General features: G+C 40.6%; 13 protein-coding genes. 8 read left to right on the top strand and 5 right to left on the bottom strand.

What is annotated here, in order from left to right; translation table 11 throughout:
• Positions 1-68 precede the first annotated feature (68 nt).
• The 4 genes from OFN67_RS06235 (at position 69) to OFN67_RS06220 (ending at position 3,283) form a co-directional block, all read left to right on the top strand.
• Entirely contained in the window at positions 69-881 is an 813-nt protein-coding gene (locus OFN67_RS06235) for an HpyAIV family type II restriction enzyme (protein WP_270868636.1), read from the top strand.
• Positions 878-1,981 (top strand): DNA-methyltransferase, encoded by a 1,104-nt coding sequence (locus OFN67_RS06230; protein WP_270868637.1) that lies wholly within the window; start codon positions 878-880, stop codon positions 1,979-1,981. The genes OFN67_RS06235 and OFN67_RS06230 overlap by 4 nt, the downstream gene beginning before the upstream one ends.
• A gap of 61 nt (positions 1,982-2,042) precedes the next feature.
• Entirely contained in the window at positions 2,043-2,630 is a 588-nt protein-coding gene (locus OFN67_RS06225; protein WP_270868638.1) for an HAD-IB family hydrolase, read from the top strand.
• A 56-nt stretch (positions 2,631-2,686) separates the two neighbouring features.
• Entirely contained in the window at positions 2,687-3,283 is a 597-nt protein-coding gene (locus tag OFN67_RS06220) for a hypothetical protein (protein ID WP_270868639.1), read from the top strand.
• A 154-nt stretch (positions 3,284-3,437) separates the two neighbouring features.
• On the opposite strand, the gene nikR is transcribed toward OFN67_RS06220, so the two are convergent.
• From nikR to OFN67_RS06205, 3 genes are all read right to left on the bottom strand, one after another.
• On the bottom strand, positions 3,438-3,857 hold the full coding sequence (gene nikR, locus OFN67_RS06215; RefSeq protein WP_270868640.1) for a nickel-responsive transcriptional regulator NikR: 420 nt from the start codon (positions 3,855-3,857) through the stop codon (positions 3,438-3,440).
• Between the two features lie 10 nt (positions 3,858-3,867).
• Positions 3,868-5,139 carry a hemolysin family protein gene (locus OFN67_RS06210; protein ID WP_270864646.1) on the bottom strand — a complete coding sequence of 424 codons (1,272 nt, stop codon included), beginning with the start codon at positions 5,137-5,139 and terminating at the stop codon, positions 3,868-3,870.
• Between the two features lie 172 nt (positions 5,140-5,311).
• Positions 5,312-6,127, bottom strand: a complete 816-nt coding sequence (locus OFN67_RS06205) for a M48 family metalloprotease (protein WP_270868641.1) — start codon at positions 6,125-6,127, stop codon at positions 5,312-5,314.
• A gap of 92 nt (positions 6,128-6,219) precedes the next feature.
• Here OFN67_RS06205 and OFN67_RS06200 point away from each other — a divergent pair, with 92 nt between their 5' ends.
• The gene (locus OFN67_RS06200) at positions 6,220-6,915 is read left to right on the top strand and encodes a thiol:disulfide interchange protein (protein WP_270868642.1); all 696 of its coding nucleotides are present in this window, start codon (positions 6,220-6,222) and stop codon (positions 6,913-6,915) included.
• Complete coding sequence (gene dsbI, locus OFN67_RS06195; protein WP_270868643.1) at positions 6,908-7,540, top strand: protein-disulfide oxidoreductase DsbI; 633 nt, start codon at positions 6,908-6,910, stop codon at positions 7,538-7,540. Before OFN67_RS06200 ends, dsbI begins: the two co-directional genes overlap by 8 nt.
• On the opposite strand, the gene OFN67_RS06190 is transcribed toward dsbI, so the two are convergent.
• Positions 7,537-8,130 carry a Crp/Fnr family transcriptional regulator gene (locus tag OFN67_RS06190; RefSeq protein ID WP_270868644.1) on the bottom strand — a complete coding sequence of 198 codons (594 nt, stop codon included), beginning with the start codon at positions 8,128-8,130 and terminating at the stop codon, positions 7,537-7,539. The two genes, dsbI and OFN67_RS06190, sit on opposite strands and share 4 nt — an antisense overlap.
• A gap of 133 nt (positions 8,131-8,263) precedes the next feature.
• Here OFN67_RS06190 and OFN67_RS06185 point away from each other — a divergent pair, with 133 nt between their 5' ends.
• On the top strand, positions 8,264-8,848 hold the full coding sequence (locus OFN67_RS06185) for a cytochrome C (protein WP_270864651.1): 585 nt from the start codon (positions 8,264-8,266) through the stop codon (positions 8,846-8,848).
• 10 nt (positions 8,849-8,858) lie between these two features.
• On the top strand, positions 8,859-11,375 hold the full coding sequence (locus OFN67_RS06180; RefSeq protein WP_270868645.1) for a molybdopterin guanine dinucleotide-containing S/N-oxide reductase: 2,517 nt from the start codon (positions 8,859-8,861) through the stop codon (positions 11,373-11,375).
• Positions 11,376-11,893: 518 nt separating this feature from the next.
• On the opposite strand, the gene OFN67_RS06175 is transcribed toward OFN67_RS06180, so the two are convergent.
• Positions 11,894-12,391: a DUF805 domain-containing protein gene (locus OFN67_RS06175; protein WP_270868646.1), complete on the bottom strand. Its 498-nt coding sequence runs from the start codon at positions 12,389-12,391 to the stop codon at positions 11,894-11,896.
• Positions 12,392-12,394: the final 3 nt, after the last annotated feature.

Below are 12,394 nucleotides of genomic sequence, written 5' to 3'. Positions count from 1 at the left end.
CCAAAAAATCAATTATTTTTTACTAAATTTCGCTAGAATTTGCAAATTTAAAAAATAAAGGCAAAAAAATGCAATACGCTCATTTTAAAGAAAAGTTAAATAGTAAAATTTTTCTTAGCAATGATGACTTGAATTTAGAAATTTTAACAACTGTTATAAATAGCCCTGAACGCTATATCGGGCTTTTTCGTGTTACAAATGCAAAAACAAAGCTAATTCAAAATTTAACTCAAAGCCACGAGATTAAATTTGGCTATTTTATAGAAGATATTTTGACCGAATATATCGCTGAAATGGGCTATGAAAATTTGGATAAAAATATCGGTTTTGATGAAAAAGGCGATAGACTTAACTGCGACCAAATTTTCAAAGATAAATCAAATTTTATTTACTTAATCGAACAAAAAATCAGAGATAGCCACGATAGCACCAAAAAACGGGGTCAATATACAAATTTTATCAAAAAAATTCGCACCATAAAAGAAAAATATCCAAACCACAAAATTATCGCTTCAATGTGGTTTAGTGATAGTTATTTTCATAAAAATCGCAATTATTATTTAGAACAAATCGCAAATAATACCGATGATTTGGTAAAACTTAACTTATTTTACGGCGATGAAATTTTTATAAATTTATTCAATCGTATTGATATTTGGGACGAGCTGATTTCTCATTTAAGAGCAAATAAAACGAAGCGTTGCAAAGATATTTTAAGCGTTCCTGATTTTGATACAAGCATTGAAATCAAAAACGCACTTTTAAAATTAAAAGCAACAAAACCAAATCTTATCAAAAATCTTTTATCAAACAAACCAAAATTTGTAGAACTTAGAAAAGAGCTTTTTCCGACAGGTGCAAATTTAAAGGCGATTTTATGAACGAAATTATAAAAGGCGATTGCATAGAAATTTTAGCAAAAATGGCTGATAATAGCGTTGATTTGATTTTTGCAGACCCACCGTATTTTATGCGAACGGACGGGGTTTTAAATCGTCCAAACGGAAGCGAATTTGACGGCTGTGATGATGAGTGGGATAAATTTGATTCAAACTATGATTACGCCGAATTTACAAAATCGTGGCTAAAAGAGTGCAAAAGAGTGCTTAAAAAAGACGGCTCGATTTGGGTAATAGGCGGTATGCAGTGTATTTATACTATCGGCGGGATTATGCAAGAGCTTGGATTTTGGTTGATAAACGATGTTATTTGGCACAAAACAAATCCAACGCCAAATTTTATGGGAACAAGGCTTAATAATTCGCACGAAACGCTTATTTGGGCGTGTAAATCGAAAAAAAGTAAATTTACATTTAATTATAAAACTGCAAAAGAGCTAAATAACGAAAACATAGAGCCAAATTTATTTGCTAGGGGTGAGAGAAAACAGCTTGGAAGCGTTTGGAAAATGCCTGTTTGTGCAGGAAATGAAAGATTAAAAGATGAAAACGGCGAAAAACTTCACACCACGCAAAAACCTGAAAATTTGTTATATCGCATAATTGCAATTAGCTCAAAGCTTGGCGATTTGGTGCTTGACCCATTTGGCGGGACGATGACAACGGCTGCAATGGCAAAAAAACTTGGGCGAAATTTCATTATGATAGAGCAAAATGAAAAGTATATCGAATTTGGTAAAAAACGGCTTGAAAAAGTGGAATTTGAAAATAGCGATATTGCAAAGGCAAAATTTGATGAAAAACCTAAAAAAGTCAGTATGGACGAGATGATAAAGGCTAAATTTTTTATAAAAAATGAAAAATTTTACCTAAAAAATAGCGATAAATTTGCTATTTTACAAAGCAACGGAAAACTCGAATTTAACGGCGAAATTTACGATATGCACAGCTTAGCCGCAAAAATCAAAAATGCAAAAGCAAATAGACTAAACGGCTTTGATTATTGGTTTGTGAAGCGAAATGAAAATTTGGTCGGAATTAAAGAAATTAGGGAAAATTTTAGAAATATAAATTCTTTATAGTAAGTGGTTTTAAAAATCCAAAATTTATTTTGAAATTTTATAATCTTGCAAAAGGATTTTTATGAAATTAGTTTGTTTTGACTTCGATGGGACGATTACCAGAGATGATTCGTTGCTCGAATTTATCGCCTATGTCGTGGGGTTTAAGAAATTTTTCCGCGGGATTTTTAGGCTTAGCCCTATTTTGCTAGGCTACAAGCTTGGGCTGTGTTCGAATAATTTCACTAGAAGACGCCTAATGGTGCATTTTTTCGGCGGTATGAGCGTGGATAAATTCGCCAAAATTTGCAAAAAATACTCCACCACGCACATTGAAGATATTATCAAATTTGAAGCCATGGCAAAAATCAAAGAATACATCGCAAATGGCGATAAGGTCGTCATCGTAACGGCCTCCTTGGAGGATTGGCTAGCCCCTTGGTGCAAAGAAAATGGGCTCGAACTTTTGGGCACAAAAATCGAGAAAAAAGGCGGCGTAATCACCGGCGAAATCGATGGTTTAAACTGCTACGGGGCGCAAAAGGTGGCGCGTATAAAAGAAGCTTATGATTTGAGCGAATTTGAAAAAATCATCGCTTATGGCGATAGCAGGGGCGATAAAGAGATGTTAGAATTCGCAGATGAGGCGCATTTTAGGGCATTTGAGTGAAATTTTGCTAGTGCAAATTTGGGATACTGCGTCGAAAATCTAATAAAGGAGAAAAAATGAAAAAAATTTTAATCCCAAGCCTTGTGGCTATGGGTTTTGTGTGTGGGTATGCGGATGAAGGGCCAAGAAGCTATGAATACTTCGCGGCAAACTTGCAAATCGCTAAGGCAAGGGTGCAAGAGTGCGCGAAAACGGGCTCTGTGGCTTATATAGACGCGGTCGAGTGCAATAATGCTAGCAACGCCGTAAGCGAAGCGAACGAAAAAATTATGGCGAAGCTCCCACGCGAAAGAGTAGAAATTTTAAATGGTTTAAGAAGGATTTCGGTCTTGCTTGATGATTTTTACGCATACCACACTGCTATGGGAAAATTTGAAAACCAAGCTGAGCAAATGACAAATATCCCAAACCCTATCGCCGTAGCTGGTAAAAACTGCGCCAAATACGCTACCATTGGCTCCCACGAAGTAGAAATCGCAATAGACAAAAATGACGAAATTTGCAAAGGGCTTGCTAGCGAATTTGAGAAAAATTTCGGGCAAAATAGTGCGTTTTCGCGCAAAGAAAATAGCGAAAAAAGCGATATTTGGACATTTGATGTCACGAAAAAATCTAGTAATTTTTACTATATTTTCTTAAACGCTGTGGAGTAACTTAGAAAAATTTCGCTTCGCAAACTCAGATACTGGTGCGGGAATTTTGAATTTGGCGATTGCTTCGAATTTTGCAAAGCAAAATTCTCGCAATGACACTAAAAAGCAAAATTTAAAAATTCCGCGCCAAATTTCAAATTTAAAATTCCAAATTTCACGCTTTCGTAATTGCAATTTTGACAAGTTGCGAAAATTTCACACCTTTGAGTCCGCCGATTTTGGCGCTAAATTTCTCGATTTCGCCCATTTTGCCACGCACATTTATGGTTTCTAAGCAGTTGTCGTGATCGACATGGATATGGTTCGTGCAGACAACATCGATTTTAGCGTGGTGTTCGAGCTCGATTAGGTTTTCGAGCAGGTCGCTTTGGTGGTGCGAATACGCTATGCAAATCACGCCAAGCCCCTCTTTGTCGCTGTTTTCCTCGCTCCATTTATCATTTACGATTTTCTCGCGGATTAGGTCTCTGATATACTCGCTCCTGCTAGGATAGCCCCTGCTCTGCACGCGCGAGTTTAGCTCGTCAAAGAGCTCCTCTGGCAGTGAAACGCTAAATCTGATTACATTATCCATTTTCGCCCTTTTAATTTTCTTTTTTCTTTACCCTAAGCGAGGCTATCGAGGTGCCGTCCATCGCAAGCACGGTGTAATCGCAGTTTTCGTCGCTTATCTCATCGCCATTTTCTGGCAAACGACCAAAGAGATTAAAGACATATCCGCCAATCGTGAGCTGCTCGGTCTCATCGTCAAAGGCGATTTCCATTATTTCCTCGACATTTTCGATCTCAAAGCGACCTTTAAATTCGTAAGTATTATCGTCAATGCGGGTGAAATTTTGCTCTATATCGTCGTATTCGTCCTCGATCTCGCCAAAAATCTCCTCGATTATGTCCTCCATGGTCAAAAACCCCGCCGTTCCGCCGTATTCGTCGATGACAAGGGCGGCGAAAATGCGCTCTTTATTCATCATTGATAAAATTTTGGTTATCGGGGAGTTTTCTGGCACGATGATGAGTTTGCGCACGATTTTATCGAAATTTTTCTCGCCGTTTTGCTGCATGATATCGCGGATATGGATTAGTCCTAGCACCGTGTCTTTGCCTCCGTCGATGTATGGGAAGCGGGTAAATTTCGACTCCAAAACTACGCGGTAATTATCCTCGTAGCTTTCGTTTTTATCTAGGCAGACCATATCCTTGCGCGGAGTCATAATCTCCTTTGCCACAGTATCGCCAAAATCCACGGCGTTTTTGATGATTTCGGTCTCCACGCTATCTAGCACTCCGCCTTTTAGGCTTTCGCTGGCGATGATTTTGATCTCTTCTTCGGAGTGGGCGACCTCGCTATCTTTGACCGCGCGGATTCCAAAGAGCCTAACCACGCTTGATGCGACGAAATCAAACGCCTTAATCGCGGGCAGACACAAAACCCAAAAACAATAAAGCGGTCTAGCTATCCAAAGCACGATTTTTTCGGATTTTGCGATTGCGATAAGTTTCGGGGCCTGCTCGCCTAGGACGATATGCAGTGTCGTAATGATACTAAACGCGATAATCACAGCCACGGTATGCACGCTAGCCTCGCCTAAATTTAGGCTAGCAAGTGGCTTGCGGATTAGGCTAGCTACGGCTGGCTCGCCTATCCAACCAAGGGCGAGGGAAGCCAGCGTAATGCCGATTTGGCAGGCGCTTAGGTAGGTATCGATTGAGTTTGTCATTTTTAGAGCGAGTGAGGCGTTTGCGACCTTGTCTTTGACGAATTCTTCGAGTTTTGAGCGTCGAACTTTAACAAGGGCAAATTCAGATAAAACAAAAAAAGCATTTAAAAAAATTAAAACAAAAGCGAGAAGTAACATAAAGACCGAACGATCCGTGTCCAAAATTTAATCCTTTGAATTTAAAATAAAATGCAGATTATAGCAAAATTAAACTAATTTTCACAAATTTTTTTAAATTTTAAAAGTGCGGAATTTTGAAATTTAGCTGGTGCGAAATTTCACAAATTTCGCACCGATGAAGCTTACGAAGCTATTTTTTACCTTTTTTGGCTTGTTCGTATAGTGGCATGACCACTGGGATTGTTTTTTCTAGGTTTTTGATACGGGTTTCATCGCCTGGGTGAGTTGAGAAAAACTCAGGCGTTTTGCTGCCACTTTCTAGTTTCGCCATTTTGCGCCATACATTTGGGGCTTCGTTTGGATTGTATCCAGCGCGCGCCATAAGCTCTAAGCCCATGATATCGGCCTCTGTTTCGTGTGAGCGAGAAAACGGCAGACTAAATCCATACTGCCCCAAAATCGCTAATCCAGTCGCGCCCAAATCCCCTAGCCCAGCGGCTTGCGCGCCGATTGAAATGCCTAGATTTTTTACAGCCTCTGTGCTGGCTCGCTCTCGTGAGTGTTCGCGAAGAGCATGAGCGATCTCGTGTCCTACGACAGCTGCTAACTCGCCGTCAGTTAGGCTAAGCTTATTGATAATGCCTGTATAAACGGCAATGCGACCCCCTGGCATACACCACGCATTTACGGTCGGATCTTCGATGACATTTACCTGCCAGTTCCAGTTGCGTGCATCTGGTCTGAAAACGCCTACTTGGTTAATCAATCTATTTGAGACTGTTTTTACTCTTTGGGTTTGTTTGGCGTTGGTGTTTAGCTTTTTTTGGCTTTTTGCTTGGCTGATTACTTGCGTGTATGAGCTTGCTGCTGCCTTGTCAAGCTCGGCTTCGCTGACTGTGAGAAGCTGGGTGCGATTTACCCCCACAGCGCCACCTTGGGTCGTGCTAGCACAACCGCTCAAAAAAATCGTGGCGAAAATCGCCAAAATTAAGGAAAGTTTTTTCATCTTTTCTCCTTTGAAATTTGAAAATTTAAATTCGCCAAATTTTAGCCAAAATTTTTAAAATTTCATTATAATTGAGTAAAAAAGGAAAATTTATGAAAAAAAATCTACTAGTTTTTATCCTCGCTCTGCTCGTTGGTTTGGGCGTTGGTGTGTATATGATGGGTGGGCTTAGCTCGCATGGGGACGGCGGAAATGGCGAATTTAGCGCAGGCGAGCATTATTTGGTTTTGGATAAGCCACTAAGTGTGGATAAGGGCAGTTTCGTGGCGATTTCTAGCTATGCTTGTCCGTTTTGCTATAAATATTATCAAAATGTCCTTCCTGAAATTTTAGGCGAAATCTCGGCTACTTACGAGCCGTTTCACATGCACGCTATGGGCGAATTTGGCGTGAGTGTGAGTAAAATTTTGGCTGTGGCAAGAGTTTTGGATAAAAGAGAAAATATCGCCCCAAACTCGCCAAATTCGAAATTTAAGAAAATTTTATTTGCGTATTTTGAGAGTTATCACGACAAAAAAGAGCGCCCAAGTGCCGATATGGACGAGATGAAATTTTTGCAAACGGGCTTTACAGCCGGCGGTATTACGCGCGAAATTTACGAGAGTGAATTGCAAAATAGTGAAGTTTTGGACTTGCTTGGGCTTTGGGACGAGGGCTATGATGTCGCACTTATTCAGGGCGTGCCAGCCTTCGTGGTGAGTGGAAAATATCTCATAAAAACAGACAAAATAACTTCAACGGCTGAATTTGCGAATTTAATTAATTTTTTAGCGAATAAAAATGAGTAGAGTATTATTTAGAATTTGTGCGTGGCAAAACAGCGCGAAGCCTTGGATTTATCTGATTTTTGTCTGCGCGCTTTTAATCATTATCGCGCACTATTTTTTCCAAGAATACCTATTTATGGCGCCTTGCGAGCAGTGTGTGTATATCAGACTGGCATTTTTTGTGATACTTTTGGGCGCGATTTTAGGCACGATTTGCGGAGGAAATTTGCTACTTAAATTTTGCGCTTATGGAGTGTGCTTTGTGGGCGCATTTTATGGAATTGCCCGCTCAATCCACCTATACAAGGTGCATAGCGCGATTTTAGGTAATCTGCCTTTTGGCGTGCATGGTTGCTCGTTTAAGCCAAATTTCCCGCTAAATTTGCCCCTTGATGAGTGGTTTGCTAGCTTTTTTAAGCCAACTGGCGATTGTGGCTTAGACGCGCCCATAGTCCCGCTAGGAACGAGCCTAGATCCTATTCAAAGCTTTTTTGTGGATTTGTATTCTAATGGCTGGTATTTAATCCCAAGCGCGAAATTTGGCACAATGGCTGAGTGCATGATTTTAGCTTTTGGCGTGATTTTAGCGGTTTTATTTGTGATGATGAGTGCGCAAATTTACGCTATGTTTTCAAAGAAAATTTAGGGCAAAATTTTAAAATTTTGATGATCTAATTTTTGGATTTTTTTATTTTTGATTAGCTTATTTACAGCCACGGAGACATTTTGGCGTGGGGCTCCGACGAAGCTTGCGATTTCGCTGACACCGCCATTGACATGTGCTATATCGCCGTTTGCGATTTGAAGTAAAAATTTATAAGTTCGAGTTTCGACGCTATCAAAAACCAGCTCTTTTATCACATTTTTTTGCATTGTCATATTTTTCAAAAACGAGTTAAAAAGATAAATCGCAAAGTCTTGGTTGAACTCAAACAGATCAATCACGGTGGATAAATTTGCCTCTAAAATTTCAGCGTCTTTTGTGATTTCAAATGACGAAAAGGTATCGACTAGCACGAAAGAACCCGCCCCAAAGTAGCTTAGCACATACTCTCTGCCACTTTCGTGGTAGGTATTTAGCTTGCCCTCGCCTTTTAGGATTATCATAAAAAGCTTTTTTTGAGCGTAAATCATCGAGCCTTTTTGATAGGAAATGCGTCTGAATTTATCCAAATCCTCTTTACCGAAAAACGATAACTCTTCGCCCTCAAAAACCCCTGTCGTCCTAGTCCCCATAAAATGCCTTTTTATTTTTATTATCTCACAAAAAGGTTAAGTATCGATAATAAAAACTAAATTTGTCATAAAAATGACAAATTTTTATTTTTGTTTTTTATAAAATTTCGCAAATTTTAAAAAAGGAGAAAATTTGAAAATTCTAAATTTAGCTCTTTGCTTAGGTCTTTTAACCTGCGCCGCAAACGCCCTTAGCGTGGGCGATAGCGCGTATAGCGTCGCTGTTAAAAATATCAGCCTAAGCGCGGATTTAAGCGAAAGTGTCGGAAGATTAATGCCGACAAATGAGATCAAAATCATCGAAGCAGATGATAAAAAGGTCAAATTTAGCCTTGAAGGCTACCAAAGCGCAAAGGCGCAAAATATCATTTATTTTACCCCTAAGGCGAGGATTATCTCGGTTGCCTTTTCAAAACAGGCGAAATTCGACGCTGAGGTTTTGGAGAATTTGGGCGAATACAACAAGGTAAAAATCACAGCCTATACTTCGCCAGATGCGCTAGAAACGGATTTGAAAGCGATTTTTAGCACAGCGAAGAAAAACCACGAAGAAAACTGCGGCACCTGCCACCCGCTTCACAGAGGCGAAACTCAGGTCGCAAATAGATGGCCTGCGCTGATTAAATCAATGCAATCACGCACGCCATTAACCCAAGATGAAATTTGGGTTATCACTCAGTATTTACAAAAACATTCAAAAGACATTAATGTCGATTAAAGGAGAAAAGATGAAAAGACGAAGTTTTCTAAAAGGAACAGCTACACTTGGCGCAGCAAGTGCTATGCCTAGTTTTGTTTTCGGTGAAGCCGCAAATACCGCTTTGGTTAAAAACGGCGAAGTTCTCACTGCGGCGCACTGGGGAATTTTAAAAGCTACCGTAAAAGACGGCAAAATCGTAAAATCACAAGCTTGGAAAAAAACTTCAAATGTGCCAAATCCTTTGCAAACTGCGATGGACGATTTGGTTTATAAAGCAAGAATCAAAGCTCCAATGGTTCGCAAAAGCTACCTTGAAAACCCAGATAGCCCAAAACCAGAGCTTCGCGGCAAAGACGAGTGGGTAGAAGTGCCTTATGAAGAGGCTATTAAACTTGTCGCTAGGGAGCTAAAAAAAACGCGCGAACAAAAAGGTATGAATAGTATTTGTGCAGGAAGCTACGCTTGGCAAAGCTCAGGCGCACTTGGTATGGCAAGAACGCTTTTGCATAGATTTATGAATATGACAGGTGGTTTTGTGGGTGTTACCGGGGATTTTTCAACGGGAGCTGCGCAAGTGATTTTGCCACATGTCGTGGGATCTAGCCAAGTCTATGAGCAACAAACCGTTTGGCCTGTGGTTTTAGAAAACTCAAAAGTCGTCGTGCTTTGGGGTATGAATCCAATCGGCACTTTGCGTTTGTCATTTACGGTTTCTGATGAAGGCTCGTTTAAATATTTCGAAAAACTAAGAGATAGCGGTAAAGAAATCATCATCATCGATCCGCTTAAAACAATCACAACTAAATTTTTTGAAGGCAAAGCTACTCATATCAGACCTACTCCAAATACCGATGTCGCGATGATGTTAGCTATGGCAAATCACCTACTAAAATCAGGCAAATATGATAAAGAATTTTTAAGCACTTACACCGTTGGCTTTGATAAATTTGAGCAGTATCTACTAGGCAAAGAAGACGGCGTAGAAAAAACACCTGAGTGGGCAGAGAAAATTTGCGGTATCGAAGCAAAAGTTATAAAAGAGTTAGCTGAAAAATTCTTTGATAATCGCACTATGATTATGGCTGGTTGGGGTATGCAAAGAGCGCACCACGGCGAACAAGTCCATTGGATGATAGTAACTCTTGCTAGTATGCTTGGTCAAATAGGGCTCCCAGGTGGTGGATTTGGTTTTAGTTACCACTATGCAAACGGCGGAACGCCAAGTTGCGTTGGTGGCGTGATTAAAACAATCAACGCAGGAAGCGTAGGCGTTATCAAAGACGGCAAATATATGGGTCCTGCTAATGCTGATGGCGCAAAAGAAAACGCAGCGCAGTCTTGGCTATCAAATACTGCCCTAATGTCATATCCTGTCGCAAGGAACGCGGACGCTTTGCTAAATCCGGGCGCAACGCTTGATGATAACGGAAATAAAATCACATATCCTGATATGGATTTTATCTACTGGGTCGGCGGAAATCCGCTCACACAACAACAAGACACAAATAAAAATGTCAAAGCTTGGCGAAAACCACGAACTATCGTCGTAAATGAAATTTACTGGACGCCGACAGCGAAAATGGCTGACATCGTGTTCCCGGTAACTAGCTCGTATGAGAGAAATGACATTTCTATGACAGGAGACTACACAAATATGCATATCGTCCCACAAAAACAGGTTGTAGAAAAACAATTTGGCGCAAAAGATGATTATCAGGTTTTCGTTGATTTGTGTAAAGCTTATGCAGACGGTCTAGCCGAAGCCTACACAGAAGGCGGCAAAACCGAAATGGACTGGATAAAAGAATTCTACGAAACAGCGGCAAATCAAGTAAATGCAAACGAAGCTTTGGGAATAAAAATGCCAAGTTTCGAAGAGTGGTGGAACAAAAACGAACCGACTGAATTTTTCCCTACAATGGAGAGCGAAAGCTATGTAACTTTTGCAGATTTTAGAGAAGATCCGATTTTAAATGCACTTGGCACACCAAGCGGACTAATCGAAATTTACTCTGAAACAATCGAAAAAATGGGCTATGATGACTGCAAAGCTCACCCGACATGGTTTGAGCCAATCGAGTGGCTAGGTATGAAGGATAAACCAGCCAGATTCCATATGATAAGCCCACACCCAAATGATCGCTTACACTCACAACAAAACCAAACTAAGCTAAGAGATAGCTATGCAGTAGCAGGTCGTGAGCCGATTTTCATCAACGAAGAAGACGCAAAAGAGCTAGGTATCAAAAATGGCGATTTGGTAAGAGTTTTCAATGCTAGGGGCGAAGTGCTAGCAGGTGCGGTTGTAAATGATGACACTCCAAGAAATGTCGTAAAACTATGCGAAGGTGCTTGGTATGATCCAAACGAAAACGGACTTTGCAAAAACGGCTCGGCAAATGTGCTTACTATCGATATTCCGACAAGCAAACTAGCCAACGGAAATATCTCTCACACTTGCCTTGTAAATATCGAGCCTTACAAACCAAAAGACGGCGAAGACATCACGCTAACTGCGTTTATGCCGCCAAAAGGTGCGAAATAACCCAAATTTAGCCAGAGAAATCTGGCTAAATTTTCAATCTGTCATTGCGAGGCGATTTATCGCCGAAGCAATCTACGAGTGAAAATTACCAAAATGCGAATTTCGTGTCATTGCGAGCGAGTATAACGAGCGAAGCAATCCAGGGAAATTTAAATTCAAAATTCAACCTAAATTTAGCATTGAACGATTTTTTGAATTTAACCTGCGCCGTGAAATTCTTTGTAAGGGGGAAGGGGGGCTTGAATTACTCTGCTTCGCTTCGCTCGCAAGAAATGCCGGCTGTCGCCGTCGCTACGCTCATTTTGCGAGGTCGCGCCCCTTCCCCTGCATTTAATTCGCACGCAAAAGCGCTGTTCGCGCCTTTTGCATCGTGCGAATTTCCCCCGACGACGCTTTTAAGGTGGCTAAATTTAAAGCGAAGCTTTAAATTTAGCTGGTTTTATTTTTACGGAAATGCTTTGCATTTCTTTGTGAAGTAAGTTAAATTTCGGCGCAGTGTTTCCGTGAATTTCTTAAATTCACGGAACGAAAATATTTCCTCCACTTCGTGGATTTAGCGGATCGTCGCCGTATTTGTTAGCTCCGTCGGTGCCCTTTAAAATCGTAGAGATAAAAATATAAATTATAAGCCCCACAGCAACAAATAAAAACAGCATAGCTAAAATTCTAATTCCATCAGCAAACATTATCCCAAGCACGCACAAAAGAAAAATTGCGCCAAAATACCACCCGCTGATATCTCTATCGTGTAGCCTTCTCCACAAAACCGCAAATGAGGGCACAAGCAAGCCAAGAGCAACCACGCTGGCTACGATACCGATGACTTGCGGGGTGCCGTTTTTGTCAAACCCCAAAACGATATTTGTGCCAAGCACGGCGTCGATTACGGCAGTGGCGATATTGACCAAAACGCTAAAAAGGTAAAACCACCAATACTCGCTTCTGCTAGCCCTGCCAGAAAATGTAGCGTATTTTTGTTTGAGGCAAACGCTAATCGCCTCGCCAAAACTCATCATTTT

The sequence above is a fragment of the Campylobacter sp. JMF_11 EL3 genome, from assembly GCF_027736965.1.
GTDB lineage: Bacteria > Campylobacterota > Campylobacteria > Campylobacterales > Campylobacteraceae > Campylobacter_B.
This window is presented reverse-complemented; position numbering and strand designations above follow the sequence as displayed.

Bases quoted from the DNA above. Each gene is read 5' to 3' on its own strand.
- OFN67_RS06235 (WP_270868636.1), top strand. From the start codon at position 69: ATGCAATACGCTCATTTTAAAGAAAAGTTAAATAGTAAAATTTTTCTT.
- OFN67_RS06230 (WP_270868637.1), top strand. From the start codon at position 878: ATGAACGAAATTATAAAAGGCGATTGCATAGAAATTTTAGCAAAAATG.
- OFN67_RS06225 (WP_270868638.1), top strand. From the start codon at position 2,043: ATGAAATTAGTTTGTTTTGACTTCGATGGGACGATTACCAGAGATGAT.
- OFN67_RS06220 (WP_270868639.1), top strand. From the start codon at position 2,687: ATGAAAAAAATTTTAATCCCAAGCCTTGTGGCTATGGGTTTTGTGTGT.
- nikR (WP_270868640.1), bottom strand. From the start codon at position 3,857: ATGGATAATGTAATCAGATTTAGCGTTTCACTGCCAGAGGAGCTCTTT.
- OFN67_RS06210 (WP_270864646.1), bottom strand. From the start codon at position 5,139: ATGTTACTTCTCGCTTTTGTTTTAATTTTTTTAAATGCTTTTTTTGTT.
- OFN67_RS06205 (WP_270868641.1), bottom strand. From the start codon at position 6,127: ATGAAAAAACTTTCCTTAATTTTGGCGATTTTCGCCACGATTTTTTTG.
- OFN67_RS06200 (WP_270868642.1), top strand. From the start codon at position 6,220: ATGAAAAAAAATCTACTAGTTTTTATCCTCGCTCTGCTCGTTGGTTTG.
- dsbI (WP_270868643.1), top strand. From the start codon at position 6,908: ATGAGTAGAGTATTATTTAGAATTTGTGCGTGGCAAAACAGCGCGAAG.
- OFN67_RS06190 (WP_270868644.1), bottom strand. From the start codon at position 8,130: ATGGGGACTAGGACGACAGGGGTTTTTGAGGGCGAAGAGTTATCGTTT.
- OFN67_RS06180 (WP_270868645.1), top strand. From the start codon at position 8,859: ATGAAAAGACGAAGTTTTCTAAAAGGAACAGCTACACTTGGCGCAGCA.
- OFN67_RS06175 (WP_270868646.1), bottom strand. From the start codon at position 12,391: ATGATGAGTTTTGGCGAGGCGATTAGCGTTTGCCTCAAACAAAAATAC.